Origin of the sequence: Xanthomonas indica (genome assembly GCF_040529045.1) — a bacterium.
Classification (GTDB): domain Bacteria; phylum Pseudomonadota; class Gammaproteobacteria; order Xanthomonadales; family Xanthomonadaceae; genus Xanthomonas_A; species Xanthomonas_A indica.
In genome coordinates this window covers 2,586,263-2,611,240 of record NZ_CP131914.1, presented here as the reverse complement: position 1 = coordinate 2,611,240, position 24,978 = coordinate 2,586,263, and the positions used below count along the sequence as shown (strand labels likewise).

Annotated in this window: 25 protein-coding genes; 12 read left to right on the top strand and 13 right to left on the bottom strand. The window is 68.7% G+C overall.

Translation table 11 applies throughout. From position 1 onward, the window contains the following. Positions 1-213 precede the first annotated feature (213 nt). The 8 genes from Q7W82_RS11295 to Q7W82_RS11260 all read right to left on the bottom strand — a co-directional run bounded on the left by Q7W82_RS11295 (position 214) and on the right by Q7W82_RS11260 (position 9,885). Complete coding sequence (locus Q7W82_RS11295) at positions 214-1,050, bottom strand: carbohydrate ABC transporter permease (RefSeq protein ID WP_242159837.1); 837 nt, start codon at positions 1,048-1,050, stop codon at positions 214-216. Then, on the bottom strand, positions 1,047-1,928 hold the full coding sequence (locus tag Q7W82_RS11290) for a sugar ABC transporter permease (RefSeq protein ID WP_160947363.1): 882 nt from the start codon (positions 1,926-1,928) through the stop codon (positions 1,047-1,049). Before Q7W82_RS11290 ends, Q7W82_RS11295 begins: the two co-directional genes overlap by 4 nt. After that, positions 1,925-3,220 carry a sugar ABC transporter substrate-binding protein gene (locus Q7W82_RS11285; RefSeq protein WP_160947362.1) on the bottom strand — a complete coding sequence of 432 codons (1,296 nt, stop codon included), beginning with the start codon at positions 3,218-3,220 and terminating at the stop codon, positions 1,925-1,927. Before Q7W82_RS11285 ends, Q7W82_RS11290 begins: the two co-directional genes overlap by 4 nt. 11 nt (positions 3,221-3,231) lie before the next feature. Further along, positions 3,232-4,854, bottom strand: a complete 1,623-nt coding sequence (locus tag Q7W82_RS11280) for a glucoamylase family protein (RefSeq protein WP_242159836.1) — start codon at positions 4,852-4,854, stop codon at positions 3,232-3,234. A 93-nt stretch (positions 4,855-4,947) separates the two neighbouring features. Beyond that, a complete protein-coding gene (locus Q7W82_RS11275) occupies positions 4,948-7,920 on the bottom strand; it encodes a TonB-dependent receptor (protein ID WP_242159835.1) in 2,973 nt (990 codons plus the stop codon). Positions 7,921-8,025: 105 nt separating this feature from the next. Further along, positions 8,026-9,039, bottom strand: a complete 1,014-nt coding sequence (locus Q7W82_RS11270; RefSeq protein WP_242159945.1) for a LacI family DNA-binding transcriptional regulator — start codon at positions 9,037-9,039, stop codon at positions 8,026-8,028. Between the two features lie 265 nt (positions 9,040-9,304). Continuing rightward, entirely contained in the window at positions 9,305-9,589 is a 285-nt protein-coding gene (locus Q7W82_RS11265; protein WP_160947358.1) for a BolA family protein, read from the bottom strand. Then, positions 9,586-9,885, bottom strand: coding sequence for a YciI family protein (locus Q7W82_RS11260; RefSeq protein WP_242159834.1), 300 nt, complete (start codon positions 9,883-9,885; stop codon positions 9,586-9,588). Before Q7W82_RS11260 ends, Q7W82_RS11265 begins: the two co-directional genes overlap by 4 nt. 373 nt (positions 9,886-10,258) lie before the next feature. On the opposite strand from Q7W82_RS11260, the gene Q7W82_RS11255 reads away from it, so the two are divergent. The 3 genes from Q7W82_RS11255 to Q7W82_RS11245 are packed head-to-tail and all read left to right on the top strand — an operon-like array spanning position 10,259 to position 13,728. Next, positions 10,259-11,200 (top strand): ScpA family protein, encoded by a 942-nt coding sequence (locus Q7W82_RS11255; protein WP_010342676.1) that lies wholly within the window; start codon positions 10,259-10,261, stop codon positions 11,198-11,200. Positions 11,201-11,222: 22 nt separating this feature from the next. Further along, complete coding sequence (gene scpB, locus Q7W82_RS11250) at positions 11,223-12,191, top strand: SMC-Scp complex subunit ScpB (protein WP_242159833.1); 969 nt, start codon at positions 11,223-11,225, stop codon at positions 12,189-12,191. Next, positions 12,184-13,728: a pseudouridine synthase gene (locus Q7W82_RS11245; RefSeq protein ID WP_242159832.1), complete on the top strand. Its 1,545-nt coding sequence runs from the start codon at positions 12,184-12,186 to the stop codon at positions 13,726-13,728. Before scpB ends, Q7W82_RS11245 begins: the two co-directional genes overlap by 8 nt. A 170-nt stretch (positions 13,729-13,898) precedes the next feature. Here Q7W82_RS11245 and Q7W82_RS11240 read toward each other — a convergent pair whose 3' ends face one another. Then, complete coding sequence (locus tag Q7W82_RS11240) at positions 13,899-14,345, bottom strand: pesticin immunity protein (protein ID WP_242159831.1); 447 nt, start codon at positions 14,343-14,345, stop codon at positions 13,899-13,901. Between the two features lie 257 nt (positions 14,346-14,602). Between Q7W82_RS11240 and Q7W82_RS11235 the strand changes: the two genes are divergently transcribed. Further along, a complete protein-coding gene (locus tag Q7W82_RS11235) occupies positions 14,603-15,298 on the top strand; it encodes a hypothetical protein (RefSeq protein ID WP_311195500.1) in 696 nt (231 codons plus the stop codon). Between the two features lie 204 nt (positions 15,299-15,502). Here the strand turns inward: Q7W82_RS11235 and Q7W82_RS11230 are convergent, their stop codons facing one another. The 4 genes from Q7W82_RS11230 to Q7W82_RS11215 form a co-directional block, all read right to left on the bottom strand. Further along, the gene (locus Q7W82_RS11230; protein WP_017914143.1) at positions 15,503-15,940 is read right to left on the bottom strand and encodes a hypothetical protein; all 438 of its coding nucleotides are present in this window, start codon (positions 15,938-15,940) and stop codon (positions 15,503-15,505) included. A 466-nt stretch (positions 15,941-16,406) separates the two neighbouring features. Further along, on the bottom strand, positions 16,407-17,234 hold the full coding sequence (locus tag Q7W82_RS11225) for an amidohydrolase (protein WP_242159829.1): 828 nt from the start codon (positions 17,232-17,234) through the stop codon (positions 16,407-16,409). Beyond that, positions 17,231-17,539 (bottom strand): hypothetical protein, encoded by a 309-nt coding sequence (locus Q7W82_RS11220; RefSeq protein WP_242159828.1) that lies wholly within the window; start codon positions 17,537-17,539, stop codon positions 17,231-17,233. Before Q7W82_RS11220 ends, Q7W82_RS11225 begins: the two co-directional genes overlap by 4 nt. A 73-nt stretch (positions 17,540-17,612) precedes the next feature. Further along, positions 17,613-18,761, bottom strand: coding sequence for a pyridoxal phosphate-dependent aminotransferase (locus Q7W82_RS11215; protein WP_242159827.1), 1,149 nt, complete (start codon positions 18,759-18,761; stop codon positions 17,613-17,615). A 204-nt stretch (positions 18,762-18,965) separates the two neighbouring features. On the opposite strand from Q7W82_RS11215, the gene ccmA reads away from it, so the two are divergent. From ccmA to Q7W82_RS11175, 8 genes are all read left to right on the top strand, one after another. Further along, entirely contained in the window at positions 18,966-19,613 is a 648-nt protein-coding gene (gene ccmA / locus Q7W82_RS11210; RefSeq protein WP_010343781.1) for a heme ABC exporter ATP-binding protein CcmA, read from the top strand. Continuing rightward, complete coding sequence (gene ccmB / locus Q7W82_RS11205; protein WP_048488885.1) at positions 19,610-20,305, top strand: heme exporter protein CcmB; 696 nt, start codon at positions 19,610-19,612, stop codon at positions 20,303-20,305. The genes ccmA and ccmB overlap by 4 nt, the downstream gene beginning before the upstream one ends. Positions 20,306-20,410: 105 nt before the next feature. Further along, positions 20,411-21,160 carry a heme ABC transporter permease CcmC gene (gene ccmC / locus Q7W82_RS11200; protein WP_010343777.1) on the top strand — a complete coding sequence of 250 codons (750 nt, stop codon included), beginning with the start codon at positions 20,411-20,413 and terminating at the stop codon, positions 21,158-21,160. Then, positions 21,157-21,333, top strand: coding sequence for a heme exporter protein CcmD (locus tag Q7W82_RS11195; RefSeq protein ID WP_010343776.1), 177 nt, complete (start codon positions 21,157-21,159; stop codon positions 21,331-21,333). Before ccmC ends, Q7W82_RS11195 begins: the two co-directional genes overlap by 4 nt. Continuing rightward, positions 21,330-21,779, top strand: coding sequence for a cytochrome c maturation protein CcmE (ccmE, locus tag Q7W82_RS11190; protein WP_242159826.1), 450 nt, complete (start codon positions 21,330-21,332; stop codon positions 21,777-21,779). Before Q7W82_RS11195 ends, ccmE begins: the two co-directional genes overlap by 4 nt. A gap of 204 nt (positions 21,780-21,983) precedes the next feature. After that, positions 21,984-23,918 carry a heme lyase CcmF/NrfE family subunit gene (locus Q7W82_RS11185; RefSeq protein WP_242159825.1) on the top strand — a complete coding sequence of 645 codons (1,935 nt, stop codon included), beginning with the start codon at positions 21,984-21,986 and terminating at the stop codon, positions 23,916-23,918. Beyond that, a complete protein-coding gene (locus Q7W82_RS11180; protein ID WP_184502603.1) occupies positions 23,915-24,523 on the top strand; it encodes a DsbE family thiol:disulfide interchange protein in 609 nt (202 codons plus the stop codon). Before Q7W82_RS11185 ends, Q7W82_RS11180 begins: the two co-directional genes overlap by 4 nt. Next, positions 24,520-24,975, top strand: coding sequence for a cytochrome c-type biogenesis protein (locus Q7W82_RS11175; RefSeq protein ID WP_242159824.1), 456 nt, complete (start codon positions 24,520-24,522; stop codon positions 24,973-24,975). The genes Q7W82_RS11180 and Q7W82_RS11175 overlap by 4 nt, the downstream gene beginning before the upstream one ends. The last annotated feature ends 3 nt before the right edge of the window (positions 24,976-24,978 follow it).

Genomic DNA, 24,978 nt, shown 5'->3' with positions numbered 1-24,978 from the left:
TGACGCACCTGCCCCACACCAGAACGTCCGGCCCAGCCATCCATGGCCGGACGTTCGGCAACGCGCGAGCCAGTGGCTCGCAAGCGCGTCGCCGCACTCGCCTCTTTCCCATGCCATCCCTGGCGCAACTGATCGGCTCCGGACGACCCGGCCCGGCCATCCATGGCCGGTCGTTCCGCGCAACGCGCGCCAGTGGCGCGCAAGCGTTGCGCCTCACCCCTTCACGCTGCCGAGCAGCAGGCCCTGGATGTAGTAGCGCTGCAGGGCCAGGAACAGGGCCAGCACCGGGATCACCGTGACCACCGCGCCGGCCATCATCATCTCCACGTCCATGATGTGCTCGCGCGACAGCGCCGCCAGCGCCACCGGCAAGGTGTAGTGCTCCTGGTCGGTCAGCACGATCAGCGGCCACATGAAGTCGTTCCACGCGGCCATGAAGGTGAAGATGGTCAGCGTGACCAGCACCGGCTTGAGCATCGGCAGCACGATCTGGAAGAAGATCCGCAGCTCGCCGGCGCCGTCGATGCGGGCGGCCTCGAGCAGTTCGTCCGGGATCGAACGCGCGTACTGGCGCACCAGGAAGATACCGAACACCGTCGCCAGCGCCGGCACGACCACCCCGCCGAAGCTGTTGACCAGGTGCAATTGCTTCATCAGCAGGAACAGCGGCAGCATCGCCACCTGCGCCGGAATCACCAGCGCCGCCAGCAGGATCTGGAAGATCCGCTCCTTGCCGACGAAGCGCAGCTTGGCGAAGGCGTAACCGGCCATGGTGTTGATCAGCAGCGAGCCGAAGGTGATCGCGCACGACACCAGCAGGCTGTTGGCGAAATTGCGCGCCATGCCGGTGCGCGAGAACAGCTCGCCGTAGTTGGCCAGGGTGGCGCCGGTGGGCAGCATCGGCGGCGGGAAGCGACTGGCCTGCCCGGCCGGCATGAACGACACCGACACCATCCACAACAGCGGCGCCAGGCTGACCACGGCGAGCAGCAGCAGCCCGCCGTTGACCAGCAGCGTGTTCCAGCGCGAGGCGCCGATCTCCCGGCTCATACCAGGTCCCTCTTGCGGCCGAAGCGCAGCATCACTGTCGTCACTCCCAGGATGATCAGGAACAGCAGGAACGCCACCGCCGAGGCGCGGCCGAGGTTCCACCACTTGAAGCCTTCCTCGAACATGTAATACAGCACGCTCACCGTGCTCTGCAGGGGATCGCCACGGGTCATCACGTAGGGCTCGGCGAACAACTGGAAGTAGCCGGACACGGTAATCACCCCGACCACCAGCAGCACCGGCCCCAGCATCGGCAGGGTGATGTGCAGGAACTGCCGCCACTTGGAGGCGCCGTCGATGCGCGCGGCCTCGTACAGGTCCTGCGGGATGGCCTGCAGGCCGGCGAGGAAGATCACCATGTTGTAGCCGAAGTTCTTCCACACCGCGAACAGCATGATGGTCGGCATCGCCCAGTGCGGATCGCCGAGCCAGTCGATCGGGCCGATGCCCAGGTGCGCCAGGCCGTAGTTGACCAGGCCGTAGCTGGTGTGGAACAGGTAGCGCCAGATCACCGCCACCGCCACCAGCGTGGTCACCACCGGCGCGAACAACGCAGTGCGGAACAGCGCCTTGAAGCGGGCCACCGGCGCGTTCAGCAGCAGCGCCGCGCCCAGCGAGGCGCCGATGGACAGCGGCACGCCGACGATCACGAAGTAGGTGGTGTTCCACAGCGACTTCCAGAACATCGGCGTCTGCAGCAACTCGATGTAGTTGCCGAAGCCGACGAAGCGCAGGTTGTGGCGGTCGGCCAGCGCATACAGGTCGAAGTCGGTGACGCTCAGCGCCAGCGCCGACAGCACCGGCAGGCCGAAGAACACGCCGATCACGATCAGCGCCGGGCCGGCGAACAGCCAGCCGATCAGGGAACCGCGCTTCATGGCGTGGCTCCCGCGGCCGGCGCCGCCGTGGCCTCGCGGTGCTGCTGATGGATCCAGCGGCGTTTCTCCAGGATCTCGTCGACCCGCTTGTCCAGTTCCCGCATTGCCTTCTCCTGCGGCTCACCGCCGCGCACCACCCGCTCGGTGGCCAGCCGCATCTCCTGCACGATGCGCTCCCACTCCAACACCTTCGGTGCCGGCTTGACCCGCTCCAGCTGATCGCGGAACGCATGCGCCAACGGATCGTCGGCCAGCGACGGATACGCCCAGGTGCTGCGCCGCGGCGGCATGTCGCCGATCAGCGCGTGGAAACGCGCCTGGATCTGCGGCCGCGACAGGAACTCGATCAGCTTCCACGCCGCGTCCTTGTGCTCGGACTTGCGGAAGATCACCAGGCTGGTGCCGCCGGCGATGCCGGCGCCGGGGCCATCCGGGCCGGGCAGCGGCATGGTGCCCCACTGGTCCTTCAGCGCCGGCGGCTGCACCTTGCGGAACTCGCGGATGTTCCACGGGCCGGAGATGTAGAAAGCGTAGAAGCCGTTGAAGAACTCGTCCCAGACGTTGGAGATCTGCGTCTCCGACATCTTCGGCGCCCAGCCCTGGTCGAACATGTTGGCGTAGAACGCCAGCGCCTTGCGGAAGCCGGGGCTTTCGAAGTTGCCGTAGTTGTTGTGGTCGCGCAGCAGCGGATCGGGCAGCTGCAGGCCCAGCGACAGCTGCTGCTCGAACTCGTTGAGCGGCATCAGGATCGCGTAGCGCTTCGGGCCCACGTGCTTCTTCACCGCCGCCATCGCCTGCTCCCACTCGGCCCAGGTCTGCGGCAGCTTGGTCACCCCGGCGTCGCGCAGCATGTCCTTGCGGTAGAACAGCAGACGCGTGTCCACGTACCAGGGGATGCCGTAGAGCTGGCCGTCGATGACGCTGGTGTCCCAGATGCCGGGGAAGTAGTCCTTCGGGTCGACTACCTTGGAGCGGTCGACGTAGGGCTGCAGCGGCTGCAGCGTGCCCAGCTCGGCGAACTCCGGGATCCAGGTGTTGCCCAGCTGGCACACGTCCGGCAGCCCGTCGGCGGCGAAGGCGGTGAGCAGCTTCTCGTGCGCGGCAGTCCAGGGGATGTTCTGGATGTCCACGTGGATGCCCGGGTTCTCCTTCTCGAACTCCGGGATCAGCTCGGCCACTACCTCGGCCTCGCGGCCCATTGCCCAGAACCGCACCACCTCGCCCTGCGGCGCGCGTGCGCAGCCGCACACCGCCAATACAACCAAACCCAGCGAAACCCAACGACCGATCATGCGTGCTGTGCTCATTCCGGTTGCTGCGGCTGGCGCTGTGGAGGGGTGGACTGCGCCTCGGCGGCGGCGGCGCGCGACTCGGCGATGCCCAGCGCACGCGCATTGGCCGCCTGCTCGTCCTTCTTGGGCAGCGGCTGCGTCTCGCCTTCCGGGGTCAGCCAGCCGCCGGTGAAGCCGGCGCGCTCCAGCCCGGTGCGGATGTACTTGTTCTTCTTCATCACGTTCCAGACGAACTCATTGCGGTAATTGGCGATCATGGTGACGATCGCGCCTTGGTCGATGCCGATGTAGTCGCTGGCCACCCAGCCGCGGTTGGGGATCATGCGGCCGGTCTTGAGCGGGATATCGTAGTTGAAGCTGGGATTGAACGAATCCAGGAAGCCGTAGCTCGAATACAGGAAGTCGCCGAAGCGCTTGTGCATTTCCTGGGTCGCCGGAATCACCACCTCCGGCGCGAACACGATCGAGGAGACCGCCGCGGTCGGTGCGATGGTGCCGTCGTCGAACGCCTCGAACAGGCCGGCACCGCGGGTGCGGTAGTGGAAGAACTGGCGCTGCTCGCCGCGGTACTCCTGGGTGGTGTTCTGCGGACCGTCGCTGGCGGTCAGGCCCCACACGTTCTCGCCGTACTCCTTCCACTTCATCGGGTTGTCGATGGCGTACTCGCGCTGCGCCAGGGTGGCGCGGCGGCTGTTGAGGAAATAGTCGATGCCATGCTCGCGCATGTACTGGTCCTGGATGTCGCGGAAATCGATCCAGACGTGGTTGTACTGGTGCGCGAACAGCGGGCCGAACGCCAGGTACTCCTGGCCGTAGTACACGCCCCAGTCCTTGTTGTAGGTACGGGTCCACTCCTGCCACGCGTCCGGTTCCACCGGATGGGTCGGCGAGCCCAGCGCCAGCAGGTACACCATCATGCCTTCGTTGTAGCCCATCCAGTCGTGCTGGATGAAGCCGCGCTCGGGATACCAGCCCATCGAGATCAGCGGCTTGCGCTGCTGCATCCACGGCCAGTCCACGCGCCGGTACAGCGTATCGGCGATCTGGCGGATCTCCTTCTCGTCGGGCGTGTCGCCTTCGTAGTAGGACTGGGCGAACAGCACGCCCATCATCAGCAGCGCGGTGTCCACGCTGGACAGCTCCACCCACTGGTCGTAGCGCAACCCTTTTTGCATGTCCAGGAAGTGGTAGTAGAAGCCCTTGTAGCCGGCGCGCCCGGTGCGCTGCGGGCCGACCGGCACGTCGCGCAGGAAGCGCAGCGTGGTCAGGGTGCGTTGCACGGCCTGCTCACGGCTGATCCAGCCGTTCTCGTAACCGATGGGATAGACGGTGAGCGCGAAGCCGACCGACGCGATCGACGCGAACGGCCGCGACGGATAGCGGTCCACCGCCATGCCGTTCTGCTCGTTGGTGGTGTCCCAGAAGAACTGGAAGGTGCGGCGTTCGATGTCCTCGAACAGGGGCGGCAGCTCCGGCTTCAGCAGTTTCGGCGGCAGTTCGGCCTCGACCAGGATGACCTTGACCGGCTTCTTCTCCACCGCCTTCGGCTCCTCGGTCTTCTTGCAGGCCGTCAGCAGCACCCCTGCTGCCATCAGCATCAACGAAAACCTGATGAAACTGCGCTGCTTCTTCATCGTGCCCCCCGTGAAATCGTTTACACGCACGCAAAAAATACCCCACTTCCGCATCGCCGCGGCCCCCCTCCTGGGGAGCCGCGGCGACCTTGCTTACCAGTTCAAGCCAAACGACAGCTTGAACGTCCGCATCGGCGAGGCGAGCACGCCGTTCGGCGTGCCGAACGCCGTGTTCAGGTCGGCATAGGTGCCGGTATCGGTGTTGTAGTCCGCGTAGTTGGTCCAGTTGAACAGGTTGATGACATCGGCGCGGACGTTGAACTTGATGCCCGAGCCGGTATCCCATTCCTTGTTCGCCGCCAGGCTGAACTCCTTGTAGCCCAGCGTCGCATCCGGCTTGTACTGGATGATATAGCACTGGTCGTTGCCCGCCAGGCAGTCGGTGCCGTAGCGCGGGGTCTGGCTGGCCAGCGACAGCTTGGCCGACAGGGTGATGTCGTACGGCAGGTCGTAGATGCCGGTGACCACCAGGCGGTTCTTCGGGATGCCACCGGCCTCACGCCAGCCGTAGCCGGCCATCGACGGCTGGTCCAGCGCGTAGTGCTCGCCGTACTGACGGTTCTCCTTGGCATCGGAGAAGGTGTAGGCCACGGTCAGACCCCAGCCGGACTCCTTGTCGTAGGGCTTGTCCAGCTTCAGCGCCAGCTGGTTGTTGCGCGTCTTCAGGCCGTTGGTGCCGAGCACGATCGCGCTGTAGCCATTGGGCGAGTCGGTGGGCACGCCGGAGGTGGTGCCTGGCAGGAAGAACGAACCGTCGGCACGACGGTTGCCGCGCAGGAACACGAAGCCGTCCTCGCTGACGATGCGGCTCAGGGTCACGTCCGTGTACCAGTCGTTGCCCCAGAAATGCACCATGTTGCGCATGCCCAGGCTGAACTGGTCCGAGTACGGCACCTTGATGTTGTTGTCGATCAGGTAGACCTCGCGGCCGCCGCCGGTGCCGGCGGTGGTGGAGGCGGCCAGCCCGTCCAGGCCGGCCTGGGTCGCATAACTCGGATTCCATGCCACGCACGGCTGGCCGAGGCACGGCGTGTTGGCGCTGCTGAAGTAGTAGCTGTAGGAGCGGAAGTTGTTGTTCAGCTGCTCCAGCGCCAGGTAGTCGAACAGGTTGCGGTCGTAGGCACGGCCGGCGCCGCCGTAGATCACGTGCGCCTGGTCGCCGAACAGGTCGTAGGAGAAGCCCAGGCGCGGCTGCCAGGCATCCTTGAACGCCTTGCGGTTGTTGCCGGTGCTGATGTAGTTGGTGATGTCGTAGTTGGCGTTGTCCAGGTTGCGCCAGTTCAGCAGCGCGCTGGCGACGTCGGCCGGGGTGACGAAGTCGAGGAACGAGGGGGTCTTCTCGTAGTCGTAGCGTACGCCCAGGTTCAGGGTCAGGTGCTCGTTGACCTCCCAGTCGTCCTGCAGGTAGATGCCGTACTGCTTGTTCTGCGACTGCACCGAACCGCCGTCGCCGGTGTCGCCGAAGCGCACCCGGTACGGCGTGCCGACATCGCTGAGGATGTTGTAGTAGTACTGCGGATTGGCCGGATTGATCTGGGTCGAATCGAGCTGGATGTCCTTGTACTTCACACCCATCTTGATGGTGTGGCTGCCGTGCCAGTCGAGGCTGTTGAGAGTCAGGTCATCCTGCAGGGTCCAGCCCTTCTGGCCCTTGTTCTGGAAGCTGCTGCCGGCACCGGCGCTGAGGATGGTGGTCTCGTTGCCGGCCTGCGGCACGTAGGACAACACGTAGCCGCTGCCGTCGGTGAGCGGGGTCTGGGTCCAGAACGCGCTCTCGTAGCTCAGGTTCAGATCGTTGAGGAACGCCTCGCCGCTGTACTGCCAGCGCAGGTTGGCGCGCTTTTCCTTCTGGCCGTTGGTGCTGCCGTGCTGGTAGGTGGTGGTGTCGCCGATGTCCGACAGTTCGTCTTCCTTGCGGTACTTGCCGGTCAGCTCGAACAGGTTGTTGTCGCCCAGGGTCCAGTCGATCTTGCCGAAGTACAGGTCTTCCTTGAACGGCGTGCTGTAGGTGGCGACCAGCGGCTGCAACTGCGCCGGCAACTGGTCGACGCGGTCGGCATAGATGCCGCCGGGGATGACCGTGTTGGGCGTGGTGTACTCCTTGGCCTCGTAGGCCACGAAGAAGTGCGCGCGGTCCTTGAGGATCGGGCCGCTGAAGGTGGCGCCGTACTGGGTCTCGGAGAAGTCGTCGCGCTGGCCGGCCTTGCGCTCCAGCGGGCTTTCGGCGCGCCAGTCGTCGTTGGTCGTATCCCAGAAGAAGCTGCCGTGGAAATCGTTGGTGCCGGACTTGGTCGAGGCCACGATCGCCGCACTGCTGACCTGGTCGAACTCGGCCTTGTAGTTGGAGGTGATGACCTTGTACTCGCCGATCGCCGACTGCGGGAACGGATTGCCGCGGCTGGAATCCTGGCCGCTGACGCCGCCGGTCAGCACGTAGTTCTTCTGGCTGATGCCGTCGATGTAGACGTTGGTGCCGTTGGCCGAGGTCGCGCCGGAGCGCACCGTGGTGTTGCCCTTGGCGTCGCGCTGGAACTGCACGCTCGGCACGCTGTCGGCCAGCTCGAGGAAGTTGCGCGTGGCCTGCGGCAGCTTCTCGATCTGCACGTTGGAGATGTAGGTGGCGTTCTCCGAGGTGCGGGTTTCCACCAGCACCGGCGGCGCCTGCACCTGCACCGCGTCGAGCGTGGTCGCGCCCTGCCCGTTGGCGGTGGCCGCTTCGCCGCCCACGCCCAGGTCCAGGGTCGCGGTCTGGCCGACCTGCACGGTGACGTTCTGCGAAGTGGTCTTGCCGTCGGCGGTGACGTCGATGCGGTAGGAACCCGGCGGCAGGCCGCCGACCGAATAGGTGCCGTTGCTGGTCTGCACGCTGCGGCTCAGACCGGTGGCGAGGTTGGTGGCGGTGACCTGCGCGGACGCAGCCGGCGCCGAATCGACCTTGACCTGTCCGCGAATGGTGGCGCCGGTGCTTTGCGCGAATGCCGGCGCGGCGCCCAGCAGCAGGCAACTGGCGAGGGCGCAGCTCAACAGCTTGCGCGTGGGCCGGGCGGAATGCGGGGTGTGTTGCATGTGGGGTTTTCCCTCCAGGAAGACGTGATGCTCGTTATGGGTGGTGCGTGGTGCTTCGATCAAACGAAGTGGAACAAGCGATGCGGCGCGAACCACCGCGTCGCATCAGGAACGGGCCGTGCTGGAATCGCGCACGACCAACGTAGGAACCAGGGTCTGCCGCCGTCCATCGTCCGCGTCGGGACGATCGATCAGGTGCAGTAGGCGATGCATCGCCTGCTCACCAAGCCCGGCGATGCTGACGCGCATGGTGGTGAGAGACGGGTGAACGAAACGCGCCAGCGGAATGTCGTCGAAGCCGGCCAACGCGATGTCGTGGGGCACGCGCACACCGCTCTGGGTAAAGGCGTAGAGGCAGCCGAGCGCGGTCATGTCGTTGGCGGCGAACACCGCATCGGGCAGCGTGCCGGCCTGCAGCATCGCCTGCCCCGCGCGATAGCCGGAGGCTTCGTCGAAGTCGCCCGGAAACTCCTGGCCGTGCGCCTGCCCGGGATGACGCGCGATGGTGTCGCGGAAACCGCGCAGGCGTTCGCGCGCGTCGAAGTTCAGTTCCGGGCCGCCGATGAAGGCGATGCGGCGATGCCCCATCGCCAGCAGGTGCTCGGTCATCGCCACCGCACCGGCATGGTCGTCGATGCTCAACACCGGGTACTCGGTGCCCGGCAGATGGGTGTTGATCAACACCGTCGGCAGCGCCTGCGGCAGGTTGTCGGTGAGGAAGCCCGGGCGCTCGGCATACGGCGACAGCACCAGCAGGCCGTCGACGCGGCCGCGCATCGCGCGCAGCGCCCGTCCCTGCTCTTCCGGGTCGCCGTGGTAACTGGACACCAGCAGGTGCTGGCGGCGCGCGCGGGCGGCGCCGTCGATGCCGCGGATCAGTTCGGAGAAGAATTCGCCGTACAGGTCGGGCAGCACCACGCCCAGGGTCTGGGTGCGGCGGCTGCTGAGGCTGCGCGCCGCCGCATGCGGGCTGTAGCGCAGGCGCTCGGCCACTTCCAGGACGAGAGTGCGCACTGGCGCGGCCACGTTTTCGTGGCCATTGAGCGCACGCGACACGGTGGCCACGGAAACCCGGGCCTCGCGTGCGACGTCTTTGATGGTGACCGCGCTCTTCGCCATCGTGCCGCCCTCCGCGGCAGAGACCTTGAGAAACTGGCGCGGACTGTAATCGTTTTCAGCGCAAGGCAGAAGCCCTTTGTTATTTTTCCAATAAAAGTCTTCTTTTTCAGTCACTTGAATAATGCGAAACCGGTCGGAATCGTGCCGCAACGCAACATAATCCAGGTGCAGATTCCGCTTTTCCGCGGGATCCACACTCCTATTTGGACCTGTGTTGGACCTGCGGCACCCCTTCGCCGCAACGTGTCACCTTCGCCGCAACGCGTCAGCGGGCGGCGCCCGGCACCTCGGCGCGGATCGACAGCGCATGGATGTCGGTCTGCATCATCTCGCCCAGCGCCGCGTAGACGGCACGGTGCCGGGCCAGCGGCGCCATCCCGGCAAAGGCCGCGCTGACCACCCTTACATTGAAATGTCCACGGCCGTCGCGCGCGCCGGCATGGCCGGCATGACGGTGGCTGTCGTCCTCGACCTCCAGTGCCTGCGGCGCGAACGCCGCCTCCAGCGCGGCACGGATCCGCGCCACCCGCTCGGCGCCGACCTGGCTCACGGCAGCACCTTGCGGAACGGCCGTACCTCGACCCGCGCGTAGACACCGGCCTCCACATAGGGATCGGCCTCGGCCCAGGCCCGCGCCTCGGCCAGCGAGTCGAACGCGGCCACCACCAGGCTGCCGCTGAAGCCGGCCGGGCCCGGATCCTCGGCGTCGATCGCCGGGCACGGCCCGGCCAGCAGCAGCCGTCCGGCCTCCTGCAGCTGGGTCAGCCGCTGCAGATGCGCCGGCCGCGCCGCCGCCCGCCGCGGCAGCGCATCGGCCACGTCGTACCCCTCGATCACGTACCACATCGCGTATCCGCCCTCGTTCCATCCTCAGAGACGTGCCATTGTAGGACCTGCCCCGGTGCGGCGGCGCTGGACACCGACCCCGCCGGCGCATTACCCTTGGTCCCATTGCACGCGGCCGGATGCAGCGGCCCGTCGGTGATCGGCGACCCCAAGCCCCTTCCGACGACCGATTCGCTGCCTGACACCGCCCGCGCAGACGTCCTCCTCTGCAGTTCCCGCCGCCACGACACGCGTGGCGTGCGTCGTGTGTCTTGTTGAAGTACCGAGCGCGTTGCGGGGACGACGCGCCATTGAACCGCAGCACTGCCGGCAAGGAGCCGCGCCGGGTCGCGCCTGCCCGGCCCTTCGCTACCGCAACACCGATGTCCAACCGATGACCTCCGAACTCGCGCTCGACGCGAACCCGCCAACCCAGACGACTCCGCCACAGCAGCAGGAAATGCCGCTGGCGGTCGTGCATGGGCAGCCGGTGCTGCAGATCCCGCAGGATCTGTACATCCCGCCGGACGCGCTGGAAGTCATCCTGGACGCGTTCGAAGGCCCGCTGGACCTGCTGCTGTACCTGATCCGCCGGCAGAACCTGGACATCCTGGACATCCCCGTCGCCGAGATCACCCGGCAGTACGTGGACTACATCAACGTGATGCAGGAGCTGCGCTTCGAACTGGCGGCCGAGTACCTGGTGATGGCCGCGATCCTGGCCGAGATCAAGTCGCGGATGCTGCTGCCGCGGCCGCCGGCCGAAGACGGCGAGGAAGTGGACCCGCGTGCCGAACTGGTCCGCCGCTTGCAGGAGTACGAACGCTTCAAGCAGGCGGCCGAGGACATCGACGCGCTGCCGCGGCAGGACCGCGACACCACCCCGGTGCACGCCCACGTGCCGGACCGGGCCGCGGTCAAGCTGCCGCCGCCGGTGGAGCTGAAGGAAATGCTGCTGGCGCTGTACGACGTGCTCAAGCGCGCCGAACTGTTCAGCGGCCACGCCATCAAGCGCGAGGCGCTGAGCGTGCGCCAGCGCATGGGCGACGTGCTGGGCCGTCTGGATGACGGCAAGTTCCACCGTTTCGAATCGCTGTTCAGTGCCGAGGAAGGCAAGCTCGGCGTGCTGGTCACCTTCCTGGCGCTGCTGGAACTGGCCAAGGAGCAGTTGCTGGACATCGTCCAGGAGCCGCTGGCGCACGTCCCCGCCGAGGCCACCGAGCGGCCGCCGATGCCACCGATCTACGTCAAGTCGCTGGCGCTGGGCAACACCAACGCGCCGCTGCAGTTCAACAGCGAGTTCGACGACAGCGACGCCGCCGACGCCACCACCTGAGTCCCCGAGAACCCGCCCCCGCATGGATCAAGCGCTGATCAACCGCATCGTCGAGGCCGCCCTGCTCGCCGCCAACCAGCCGTTGCCGCTGGCGCAGTTGCACGGCCTGTTCCCGGAGGAGGAGCCCGCGCCGCCGGGCAGCATCGAGCGCGCGCTGGAACTGCTGCGCGAGGCCTGCGAGGGCCGCGGCGTCGAGCTGGTCGAAGTGGCCTCCGGGTTCCGCTACCAGGTACGCAGCGACGTGCACGCCTGGGTGGCGCGGCTGTGGACCGAGCGCAAGACCCGCTACACCCGCGCCACGCTGGAGACCCTGGCGCTGATCGCCTACCGGCAGCCGATCACCCGCGGCGAGATCGAGCAGGTGCGCGGCGTGGCGGTCAGCAGCAACATCATCCAGGCGCTGGAAGAGCGCGAGTGGATCCGCGTGGTCGGGCACCGCGACGTGCCGGGCAAGCCGGCGCTGTTCGGCACCACCAAGACCTTCCTGGACTATTTCGGGCTCAAGCGCCTGGACGAACTGCCGCCGCTGTCCGAACTCAAGGACATCGGCGAGCTGGAACCGCAGCTGCCGCTGGACCGCGACGCGCTGCCGGTCGGCGACGTGGCCCAGGCCGGCGCCGCGCCGGGCGAGGACGCCGACCAGGGCAACCAGGGCGACACCACGGCGCAGGCCGCGGCCGCCAACGAATCCGCCGCGCCTGCCGCGACGGCGCAGGCAGACGCGGCCGTGGCCGCAGACGCCACGGACACCGACACCAGCGACACCGCAGGACCGAACACCCCCGCGACCGACGACGCCGACGCGCCGACGGCCACGGATTCCACGACCGCCCCGACGGGCGAACCCGAAGCCGCGCCGGGAGAGCGCGCGGCGGATGCGAACGAAGCCGAAGACAACGCCGTCGCGACGACGACCGTGGCTGTTGACGATGCCGATTCCGAACCACAGGCCGACGCGCAACGCGCCGGCCGGAGCCAAGTAAATGAGTGACACCTCCCGCAAGCTGTCGTTGAACAAGCTCTCGCTCAAGCGCGATGCCGCTGCCGCCGAGCAGCCGAAACTGGAAGAACGCCTGCACAAGGTCCTGGCCCAGGCCGGGCTGGGGTCGCGCCGGGCGCTGGAACAGCGCATCGCCGACGGCCTGGTCAAGGTCAATGGCGAGGTCGCGCAGACCGGCATGTCGATCCGCAGCGGCGACAAGATCGAGCTGGACGGCCGCAGCTTCGTCGCCAGCGCGCTGACCGAGCCCTCGCGCGTGCTGATCTACAACAAGCCCGAAGGCGAAGTGACCACGCGCGAAGATCCCGAAGGCCGCCCGACCATCTTCGAGGCGCTGCCGGCGCTGAAGGGCGCGCGCTGGATCGCGATCGGCCGCCTGGACATCAACACCACCGGCCTGCTGCTGCTCACCACCGACGGCGAGCTGGCCAACGCGATGATGCACCCCTCCTACGAGATCGAGCGCGAATACGTGGTGCGCGTGCGCGCCCCGGAAGGCGAAGAGACCGTGCCCGACAGCATGATCGAGCGGCTCTCGCGCGGCGTGCTGCTGGAGGACGGCGGCGCCAAGTTCGACGAGATCGAACGCATCGGCGGCACCGACTCGCACGACTGGTTCCGGGTGGTGGTCAAGGAAGGCCGCAACCGCGAAGTGCGGCGCCTGTGGGAATCGCAGGGCTGCCAGGTCAGCCGGCTCAAGCGCACCCGCTACGGCAAGATCGCGCTGCCGCGCGAACTGCTGCGCGGGCACTCGATGGAACTGGCGCAGGACAAGGTCGAGGCGCTGCGCGCCGAACTGAAGCTGGAGGAAGGCACCCCGTCGGCGCTGACCCTGCAGCCGGTGATCGGCCAGCGCAAGGCCGCCAAGGCCACCGTGCAGGTCGGCCGCGGCGGCAACGCCTACGTCAACGGCCACAACACCGCCGACGAAGGCCGCGAGCTGCGCCGCTTCGACACCTTCCGCGAGGACCGCGGCCGCGGCCGCGGCGGCAAGAAGCCGCATGGCGGCCTGACCGTGAGCGGCGAAATGGCCGCCAAGCAGTCGCAGAAGCCGTTCAAGCAGCGCACGCCGAAGGGCCCCAAGCCGCTGCCGGACGGCAACCCGGCGGCGTTCCGCACCTGGTACGTGCCGGACGGCGTCAGTACCGGCCCGACCGGCCACCGCAACGCCGGTCCCGGCGGCCGCGGCCAGGGCCAGGGCCAGGGGCGTCCTTATGCCAATGCCAAGCCGCGTCCGGCCGGCGCCGGTGCGGGCGCTGGCGGCCAGGGTCGCGGCCAGGGCCAGCAGCGCAAGGCGCATCCCTACGGGCATCCGGGCAACGCGCCGAGCTTCCCGTCCGATCACGCCACCCCCGGCTTCAACCCCTACGGCGCCGCGCCGCGCGCCGCGCGCCCGGCCGGCGGCCAGAAGCGCGGCCCGGGTCCGGGCGGGCGCCCCGGCGGCGGCAACCGCCCGGCCGGTGGGCGTCCGGGCGGCGGCGGCCGTCCCGGTGGCGGCGGCAACCGTGGCGGCAACCGCGGCGGCTGAGTGACGGCGCCGACGCGGCCTGCGTCGGCCAGCCCGCTCCCGACAAGGGCGTCTGCGCAAGCGGCGCCCTTTTTCGTGGGCGCTACCGCCAGCCGGAATGGAGCGCGCCGCTGGACGCCGGCGTCCGCGCCATGTACGCGAGACGGTCCGCATCGCGGCCGCCTGCTCGCTCACGCATCGACAGGATCGTTCCTGCAGTCCGCAAACCCCGCGGAGACCTGCCTGGCGGTCCAGTTGCCATGGGAAGATTTCGAGACCAGCAACGCCGAGGTTGCGTTGTAGCTGGGGGCGCGTGTCTCGCCGGGTCTGGCCAATCCCGTGTCATGGAAGCACAAGCGCACGGACGTGGCGTCGGCCGACAGCACCTCGAAGCGCATCATCCAGCCCTTGTCGGTCTGGAGCAGGCGCGCACCATCGGCGGTTTTCGTGACATCCACGAAGCCATAGTCCGCGAACGTCGTCTTCCCCGGCAGGCGGCGCGGGCCGACCGAATTGGGGAACGAGGTCAGGTCCAGATGCTGGATGACCGCGTCCGTGATGCCCGCCTGCGGCAGCGCGGCCAGCGACGAAGCGCTGACCCCAAGCGCGACAAGGCCAACCAGCATTCCGGGGTTCATGCGGACGATCTCGCGTGCAGAGGCAGGATCGGATGATAGGCGCCGGGAAAGGCGGCACTCAATGGTGAGGGCCGTGACGGCTGCAGCCGAAGCGGCCCCCGACGTCCCCGCCATTCGCACGACGTGCGTGTGGCGATACCAGGGCGCCCGGCTATTGCGCCGTTCGCCCTGCGCGAACGAAGCCGATATCCTGGCGCATCTGGCGGCCGCCGCGGGTGGCCGCCCCTCACCGACCAGGAATCCCGATGACACGGAAGATGAAGATCGCCCTGCCGCTGCTGATCGCCGGCGTGCTGAGCCTCGGCGCCTGCCAGAAGGCGCAGCAGAAGGCCCAGGAAGAGATCGCCGCGGCGCAGAACCCCTACCCTGCCGGCTCGCCGCTGCACGCGCCGTTCGATCGCATGCTGCGCAAGCTGGCCAACGATCCGCGCTACGTGGCGCTGCTCAAGCAGAGCGGCCCGCAGGCGCAGCAGGCCGGCTTCCAACTGGCGCAGAACGGCATCGCGCGGCTGGACCACGCCACGCTGGAACAGCGCCTGGAGATCCTGTCCCAGGTCAGCGACAAGGTCACCGTGCCGCAGTGTGCGGTGCTGGCCCGCGGCGGCAATCCCAACGATGCGCAGGCGCTGAGCGCGGCGATGCTGTCCGGCCTGGAAAAGCTGCCGCAGGCGCAGATCGACCGCTGGTTCGATGTCTCGCTGAAGGCCACCGACGCGGAATTGAACAAGACCCCGGCGCAGCCGGTGACCCAGGAGCAGATCCACGCGGCGATGGGCACGCTGGTCAAATCGCTGCCCGCCGACCAGCAGCAACGCCTGATGCGGGTGTTGCCGGAGATCACCAAGGCCAGCGACGAGGACGCCTGCTGGACCGCACGCACCCTGTATCGCCAGGCGCTGGCGGCCCCAGAGCCGGTGCGCGGTCAGCTGGCCTGGGTGTTCGCGCAGCAGTAAGCGCGCGGTAAGCGCGACACGCGTCCTCGCACGGGGCGCGCGTCGCCGCATCGCATTGCATCTCCAACGGCGGCCAACTTGCGGTCGATGGCCGCTGGAGCCGTTGACCCAAAAAAGAATCCAGGCGCGCTGCGCCTGGATTAGATGCACTGCTCAATCGTAACGGTCCTGCCTGCGCCGTGGCGTCAGGCAGGACGCGGCGCCTTACTTGCGGCGCTCGATCACGAAGTTGCCGACGTTGACGCCCAGATCGACGCCTTCGCCGGTGCCGGCCAGGGCCAGCGAGATGTCACCCTTGGTGACCACCTGCGCCGTGCTGGACTTCACCACGCCGGCATGCGCCTCGGCGGCGGCATAGGTGCCGAACAGATCGTTGAGGCTGTAGGCGCCGGTGAAGGTGCCGCGGCCGCCGACGATCTTCGACTTGCCGACGGTCAGGCCACCGCCCTTGCTGCTGATCTTGACCGGGATGACCGCGCCATCGTTGCAGGTGATGGTGCCGGTGCCCTTGGCGGTCTTGTAGAACACCGACCAGCCCGACAGGTTGAAGGACAGCTTGCAATCGATGTTGCCGGCGGCCTGGGCCTGCGGCGCCAGGGCGGCCGCGCCCAGCAATGCGAGCAGGGAAAGCGACTTGATCATGTGGGCATTCCGGTGAGTGGACCAGGCGCGAGCGTAGCAATGGGATTGTCGCGGCCGCGACAAGGTTGCCGGGGCGCGGCGCATGCGTTCAGCAGGCATTTCCACTCGCGGCAGGCAGGATCGGTTCCGGCCCGGCGGGAGTACATGCAGGGCGCGACGCCGACGCCGACACCAGGCATTTGCGGCGGCTTGGCCTGATTGCCTCTGTGCTTTGTAGGCGTCAACGCTCATGCAGCGGCGACGTGCGAAGCACTTTCCGATGGCGCAATGCGTCGGGACTGAAGTCCCTCCCGCAGTGAACCCGCCAAACTTGCCGCAGCATGGTGCGGGCCGGGCTATTGCCGCGTTTTCGAAATCAGCCGCGACAGGCGTTGCAGGGAGAGCCCGTCGCGGCTGAAGCCGCTCCTACAAGGAGGGCCTTCAGGGATAGCACAGGTGAACTCTCCGGCGTCACTGGAGCCGCAGGCTAGTCGTCCAGGCTGAAAGCGTCGGCATCGAGCATGGCCGGAAAGCGCGCGCGGTGCGCGGCCAGCGCGGCGGCGGAGATGGTGGTGGTGGCCACCTGCTCGCGCTCGCGGATTTCCAGTTGCGGCTGGCCGAGGAAATCGATCACCGCGCTGTCGCCGGCATAGTGCAGGTCGTTGCCGTCCACGCCGACCCGGTTGACCGCGGCCACGAAGCACAGGTTCTCGATCGCGCGCGCGCGCAGCAGCGTACGCCAGGCGTAAGCCCGTGCCGACGGCCAGTTGGCGACGAACAGTTGCAGATCGAAATCCAGTTGCCCGGGGCGTTCCACGTCGTAGCGGTTGCGGCAGAACACCGGAAAGCGCAGGTCGTAGCAGACCTGCGGATTGATCCGCCAGCCCTTCCACTCCACGCACAGGCGCTCGTGCCCGGCGGCGTAGCGCAGGTGCTCGTTGCCGTAGCGGAACAGATGGCGCTTGTCGTAATGCTGCAACCCGCCGTCGGGCGTGGCCCACAGCAGGCGGTTGCACACCTTGGCCTGGCCATCGGCGCCGGGCACGCGCAACTGCACGCTGCCGGTCACCGCGGCGCCCAGCCGCGCCGCCTGCTCGCGGATCCACGCCACCGTCGGCCCGTCCATGTCCTCGGCCTGCGCCAGGGCATCGTTGGAGAAGCCGCTGGTGAAGGTCTCCGGCAGGATCACCACATCGGTGATGCCGGCCAGCGGCGCCAGCAGTTCGGCGTAATGCGCGCGGTTGCCGGCCGGATCGTGCCAGCGGGTATCGCCCTGGACCAATGAGATCCTCAGATCCTGTGCCACCTGTGTCATCCCCAACGTACTCCGATGCAGATCGTGCCGACCAGGCACAGCAGGCCCAGTGTAGGCGTTACCCATGGCAGGTGGCGGACCAGGCGGTTGGCCAGCGTACCCCGCTCCTGCGGCGTCAGCAGCGTAAGGTAGCGATCCACATAGGCCTGGCGCCGGAACGGCACGACACCGAAATCCATCCCGACACGCTGACCGCGATCAGCCAATCCGGTCAGCACATGCCCGTAGAACAGGGCCCCGTCGACCGCCGCACTGACCGCCGCCGCCCCAAACGTCACCCCAAAATAGATGCCAGCGACCGACACACCCCACCCCGCGCCACGAACCCGCTCCTACGATTCCCCATTCCCGAATCCCCAATCCCGGCGCTTACGCGCGCTACAGCGCGCGTAAGCGCTCGATCGCCGCATCCAGCGTCGCCTCGTTCTTGGCGAAGCACAGCCGCGCCAGGCGCTGGCCCTGCGGGGGCTCCTGGTAGAACGGCGACAGCGGGATCGCCGCCACGCCCTTCTCGATGGTCAGCCACTTCACGAACTCGGTGTCGGGCAGGTCGCTGACCGCCGAATAGTCGACCAGCTGGAAGTAGCCACCCGGCACCGGCAGCGGCTTCAGCCGGGTACCCAGCAACTGTTCGCGGAAGCGGTCGCGCTTGGCCTGGTAGAACGCGCCGAGCTGCTCGTCGTGCTCGGGCTGCTCGCGGATCATCGCGGCGAAGGCGTGCTGGGCCGGGCCGAAGCTGGTGAAGGTGTTGTACTGGTGGACCTTGCGGAACTCGGCGCTGAGTGCCGGCGGGGCGATCGCGTAGCCGATCTTCCAGCCGGTGCAGTGATAGGTCTTGCCGAAGCTGGAGACCACGAAGGCGCGCGCGCGCAGTTCCGGCCAGCGCAGCACCGATTCGTGGCGGCGGCCGTCGAACACGATGTGCTCGTAGACCTCGTCGGAGATCAGGAAGATGTCGCTGCCGCGCAGCAGCTCGGTCACCGCCTGCAGGTCGTCGGCGCCGAACATCGCCCCGGACGGGTTGTGCGGGCTGTTGAGCATCAGCAAGCGGGTGCGCGGGGTGATCGCCGCGCGCACGCGCTCCCAGTCCACGGCGAAGCTCTGCGGGTCCAGCGGCACGTGCACCGCGCGCGCGCCGGCCAGGTCGATCGCCGGCTCGTAGCTGTCGTAGGCCGGATCCAGCACGATCACCTCCTCGCCCGGGCGCACCACGGCGTGGATGGCGTTGAACAGCGCCTCGGTGGCGCCGCTGGTGACGGTGACCTCGGTGTCGGCATCGACCTGGGCGCCGTAGCAGCGCAACGCCTTTTCGGCGATCGCCTGGCGCAGCGCCGGCACGCCGGTCATCGGCGGGTACTGGTTGTGGCCGTCGCGCATGGCCTGGTCCAGCGCCTCGATCAGCCGCGGCGGTACCGGGAAGTCGGGAAAACCCTGGCCCAGGTTGACCGCGCCGTGCTCGGCGGCCAGTTGCGACATCACGGTGAAGATGGTGGTGCCCACCTTGGGCAGCTTGGTCTGCGGATGCATGCGGGGGATCTGCGGGCAGCGGGAAAACGCCGAGTGTACGCAAAGCCGCTTGCGCGCGATGCGCCAGCGGCCCGCGGCTCCACTGCAACAGCGCGCGCGCATCGCCGCGTGTGGCCGCCGCCGGCATCCGCCGGACGCCCGCATGCCGATACAATGCGCGCCTTCCCTGCCCCCTTCGCCGCGCCATCCGCGCGGCCTTCGCCGATGACCGATCCGCTGTACACCCCGCCGCCGCTGCTGGCCGCGCACGGGCTCACGTTCGCCCGCGACGACGCGGCGGTGTTCGGTCCGCTGGATTTCCACCTGGATGCCGGCGAGGCGTTGCTGGTGCAGGGCGACAACGGCGCCGGCAAGACCACCCTGCTGCGGGTGCTGGTCGGCCTGCTGCGCGCCGAGGCCGGGCGCATCGAGATCGACGGCCATCCGGTGCGGCGCGGCGACCGCGCCCGCTTCATGGCCTACCTGGGCCACCTGGGCGCGCTGAAGGCCGACCTGAGCACCCTGGAGAACCTGCACTACCTGTGCGGCCTGCAGGGGCGCCGGGCCAAGCAGATGCCCGGCAGCGCGCTGGCCATCGTCGGCCTGGCCGGCTACGAGGACACCCTGGTGCGGCAGTTGTCGGCCGGGCAGAAGAAGCGCCTGGCGCTGGCGCGGATGTGGCTGTCGCCGGCGCCGCTGTGGCTGCTCGACGAGCCCTACGCCAACCTCGACCTGGACGGCATCACCCTGGTCAACCGCATGATCGCCGCGCACCTGCGCAGCGGCGGCGCGGCCCTGGTCACCACCCATGGCGCCTATGCCGCGCCCCCCGTGCGCACCCGCATGCTGACCTTGAGCGGAGTCGCCGCATGAGCCTGGCCACGCCCGTCCCCTCCCTCTGGCAGGCCACCCGCGCATTGCTGGTGCGCGACCTGCGCCTGCTGTGGCGGCGCCGCGGAGACGCGTTGCAGCCGGCGCTGTTCGCCCTGCTGATCGTGGCCCTGTTCGCGCTGGCGCTGGGCAACCAGCCGCGCCTGCTCGGCGAGGTGGCCGGTGCCGCGCTGTGGCTGGCGGTGCTGCTGGCCGGCCTGCTGGCGCTGGACAGCCTGTTCCGCAGCGATGCCGAGGACGGCTCGCTGGAGCAATGGCTGCTGGCGCCGGTGCCACTGGCCTGGCTGGTGCTGGTGCGGGTGCTCCTGCACTGGGTCACCACCGCCTTGCCGCTGATCGTGGCCGCGCCGCTGCTGGGCGAATTGCTGCACCTGCCGCATGACCGCATGCCGGTGCTGCTGGCATCGTTGGCGCTGGGGACCCCGCTGCTGAGCCTGCTCGGTGCGGTGGTTGCGGCGCTGACGGTGGGCATGAAGCGCGCCGGCATCCTGGTCGCGCTGCTGGCCTTGCCGCTGTACGTGCCGGTGCTGGTATTCGGCGCCGGCAGCGTGGCGGCGGCGGCGCAGGGCCTGGACCCGGCCGGCGGCCTGCTGTTGCTGGCCGCGGGCCTGGTGGCGGGCCTGGTGCTGGCACCGCTGGCGGCGGCCGCGGCGATCCGCATCTCGCTGAGCTGAGCCAGCGGCGGCGCGGCGGCGGCCGTCCCATGCAAGCGCAGTGCTCCATCGCCATTCCGTTGTTGTCGCATCGACGCCCGCCTCTCGCCAGCTAGAATCGTCCGCATGGCCTCTCTCGTCCGCTGGTTCCACCAACTCGGTTCACCGCCGACCTTCGATCGCTTCGCGGCGCGCTGGACCCCGTGGTGCTACCTGGCGGCGCTGCTGCTGGCCGGCGTGGGCATCTGGCAGGCGCTGTTCGTGGTGCCGGCCGACCGCCTGCAGAGCGACGCCTTCCGCATCCTCTACATCCACGTGCCCAGCGCCTGGATGAGCCTGTTCGTGTTCGGCCTGATGGCCGTGTACGCCGCCATCGCCCAGGTGTGGCGGATCAAGCTGTGCGAGATCCTGGCGATGGCCTGCGCGCCGATCGGCGCCGCCTTCACCCTGATCACCCTGCTGACCGGCAGCATCTGGGGCAAGCCGATGTGGGGCGCCTGGTGGGACTGGGACCCACGCCTGACCACCGAACTGATCCTGCTGTTCCTGTACATCGGCGTGATGGGCCTGTACCTGGCCATCGAGGACCGGCGCACCGCGGCGCGCGCGGCCGGGCTGCTGGCCATCGTCGGCGTGGTGCTGCTGCCGGTGATCCGCTATTCGGTGGTGTGGTGGAACTCGCTGCACCAGGGCCAGACCATCCGCCTGTTCGGCCAGTCCAGCATGGACCCGAGCATGCTGCCGCCGCTGTGGCTGATGGTGGCCGCGACCAAGTTCTGGTTCGCCGGCTCGCTGCTGGCGCGCGCACGCGCCGACAACCTGCGCCGCGAGGCGGGTAAGGACTGGGTGACGCAGCTGGCGGAGGCGCGCGGATGAACTACCTGCCGTATGTGGTCGGGGCCTATGCGGTATTCGCCGGGGTGCTGTTGGCCGATTTCGTGCTGGCGCGGCTGCAGGTGCGCAACGCCTTGCGCGCGGCGCGGCTGCGCGCGCAGCGCAAGCGCCAGGCCAAGGCCGAACCGGCGCCGCCGCTGGAGCTGAGCCGATGAACCCGCAGCGCAAGCGCCGCCTGCTGTGGCTGATGCTGCTGGTGCTGGCCGCCGGCCTCACCACCACGCTGGTGGCGATGGCGCTGCAGCGCAATACCGCCTACCTGTACACCCCGGCCGAGGTGCTGGCCGGCAAGACCGGCGCGCACGCGCGTTTCCGCCTCGGCGGCATGGTCGAGAAAGGTTCCTTCCAGCGCGCCCCCGGGTCGCTGCAGTCGCACTTCCGCGTCACCGACGGCGACGCGCAACTGACCGTGCGCTACGACCGGATCCTGCCCGACCTGTTCCGCGAGGGCCAGGCGGTGGTGGCCACCGGCAGCATGCACGACGGCGTGTTCGTCGCCGAGGACGTGCTGGCCAAGCACGACGAGACCTACATGCCGAAGGAACTGGCGGACAAGATGGGCAGCGCGCATCGCAAGCACGATGTGGGGGCGATGCAGTGACGTGCCGGAGGGGCGGGAACCGGGAATCGGGATTGGGGAATGGTCGAAGCAGACGCATGCCGCCGACCGTCGGCACCGCCGCGCAGCGTCCATGCAAGCCTGTGGTCCAGGTCGTTCGCCTCGACCTCCCGACGCCGGGTTTTCCGTGTGGACACCTAGCACCGCATCCTGGCGTCTTGGATGCCGCGTGCCGGCGCGAGCGCCATGCTGCCTGAGGTCGGTCAGCTCCTGCTGATCCTTGCCCTGCTCACCGCCGTGCTGCAGGCGGCGCTGCCGCTGGCCGGTGCGCAGCGCGGCGATGCACGCTGGATGGGCGTGGCGCGGCCGGCGGCGTTCGCGCAACTGGCGCTGGTCGCCGGCGCCTTCGCGATCCTTACCCATGCCTTCGTGACCCAGGATTTCTCGGTGGCCTACGTGGCCGAGAACTCCAACTCCTTGCTGCCGCTGGTGTACCGCTACTCCGCGGTGTGGGGCGCGCACGAGGGCTCGCTGCTGCTGTGGACGCTGATCCTGGCGCTATGGACCGGCGCGGTGGCGCTGTACTCGCGGCGCCTGCCGGCCCAGGTGGTGGCGCGGGTGATCGGCACCCTGGCGCTGGTCAGCGTGGGTTTCCTGGCGTTCCTGCTGTTCACCTCCAACCCGTTCGCGCGGCTGCTGCCGGCGCCGCTGGAAGGGCGCGATCTCAATCCGTTGCTGCAGGATCCCGGCCTGGTGATCCATCCGCCGCTGCTGTACGCCGGCTACGTCGGCTTCGCGGTGCCGTTCGCGTTCGCCATCGCCGCGTTGCTGGACGGCCAGGTGGACGCGCGCTGGCTGCGCTGGACGCGGCCATGGACCAACGTGGCCTGGGGCTTTCTGACCATCGGCATCGCCCTCGGCAGCTGGTGGGCGTACTACGAACTGGGCTGGGGCGGCTGGTGGTTCTGGGACCCGGTGGAGAACGCCAGTTTCATGCCGTGGCTGGCGGGTGCGGCCTTGCTGCATTCGCAGGCGGTCACCGAGAAGCGCGGCAGCTTCGGCGCCTGGACCCTGTTGCTGGCGATCGCCGCATTCTCGCTGTCGCTGCTGGGCACCTTCCTGGTCCGCTCGGGCGTGCTGACCAGCGTGCACTCCTTCGCGGCCGATCCCGCCCGCGGCCTGTTCATCCTGGTGTTCCTGAGCCTGCTGTGCGGTGGTGCGCTGCTGCTGTACGCGCTGCGCGGCGGACGCGTGGTGGCAGCGGCCGACGAAGCGCGGCAACGCTTCGCGCCGGCCTCGCGCGAGACCCTGCTGCTGGCCAACAACCTGCTGCTGACCTGCGCCTGCGCCATGGTGCTGCTGGGCACGCTGTATCCGCTGCTGGCCGATGCGCTGGACCTGGGCAAGCTCTCGGTGGGGCCGCCCTACTTCGGCACCTTGTTCATCGTGCTGATGGCGCCGCTAGTGGCGCTGTTGCCGTTCGGGCCGCTGACCCGCTGGCAGCGCGAACAGGCATCGCGGCCGCTGGCGTTGCTGGCGCCCTGGGCCGGCCTGGCCCTGCTGGCCGGCGCGATCGGCTTCTTCCTGGCACCGCAGGGCGCGTGGAAGACCGCCGCCGGTGTCGCCGCTGCGACCTGGGTGCTGCTGGGCACCGCGCGTTTCGTGTGGAGCCGGCGCCAGCTCAAGGGCAGCCGCTTCACCGCCGAGATGCTGGGCATGACCCTGGCCCACACCGGCATCGCGGTGTTCCTGGCCGGCGCGCTGCTGGTCGAGGCGCTGGAGCAGCAGCGCGAAGTGGCGCTGGCGCCCGGGCAGCACCTGGACCTGGACCGCTATCGGTTCGAGCTGCAGGGCCTGGACCAGCGCAAGGGTCCCAACTACGTGGCCGAACGCGCACACGTGCAGGTACTGCGCGACGATCGCCGGCTGGCGCTGCTGCACCCGGAAAAGCGCCTGTACGCCAGCGGCGGCCAGAACATGACCGAGGCCGGCATCCACCCCGGCCTGTTCGGCGACGTCTACGTCGCCCTCGGCGAACCGCTGGGCAACAATGCCTGGGCGATGCGCGTGCACGTCAAACCTTTTGTGCGCTGGATCTGGCTTGGCGCGGCGCTGATGGCGCTGGGCGGTTTCGTCACCGCCGCCGACCGGCGCTTCCGTCGTTCTCCGGAGACCCCCTGATGTCCGCTCCCGCTCCACGTCGCCTGCCGCTGCCCGCCATCCTGCTGGGCGCCCTGTTCTTCCTCGGCCTGCTGGCGTTGATGGTGTATGCGGTGCAGCGCTCCGGCAGCGCCGACCGCGACGCGCTGCCGTCGGCGCTGATCGGCAAGCCGGCACCGGCGTTCGAACTGCCGCTGCTGCACGACGCCTCGATCCGCGTGCGCAGCAGCGAGTTGCTGGGTGCGCCGTACGTGCTCAACGTGTGGGGCAGCTGGTGCCCGGCCTGCCGCGAGGAACACCCGGTGCTGACCCGCTTCGCGCTGAGCAAGCGCGTGCGGGTGATCGGCTACGACTGGAAGGACAACCGCGAGGACGCGCTGCGCTGGCTGGAACAGCTCGGCAATCCGTTCCTGGCGGTGCTGTTCGATCCCGAGGGGCGCACCGCGATCGACTGGGGCGTGGCCGCGGCGCCGGAGACCTTCCTGGTCGATGCGCGCGGCGTGGTGCGCTGGAAGCATGCCGGCCCGCTGACCGACCAGATCATCCGCGACGACCTGCTGCCGGCCTTGCAGCAGGCCGAGCGCGACGCCCCGCCGACGCGGGCGCAGGGCAAGGCCACGCCATGAGCCGCGGCCGGCGCGCGCTGCGGCTGGGCCTGCTGGGGCTGCTGGCGTGGTCCACGCTGGCCGGCGCCGAGCCGGTGTCCGATCCGACGCCGCTGGCCTACCGCTCCACCGCCGAGGAAGCGCGCTTCCATGCGCTGACTGCGGAATTGCGTTGCGTGCAATGCCAGAACCAGTCGCTGGCCGACTCGCACGCGCAGATCGCCATGGACCTGCGCCGCGAAGTGCTGGAGCTCATGCACCAGGGCAAGTCGGATGCGCAGATCAAGCAGTTCCTGGTCGATCGCTACGGCGAGTTCGTGCTGTACCGGCCGCAGCTGGAAGCACGGACCTGGCTGCTGTGGTTCGGCCCCTTGCTGCTGCTGGCCGGCGGCGCCGTGCTGCTGATCCGGATGGTGCGGCGGCGCGCACCGGCGGCCACCGCGCTGCCGCTGCAGGACGAACAGGAATGGTGAGGC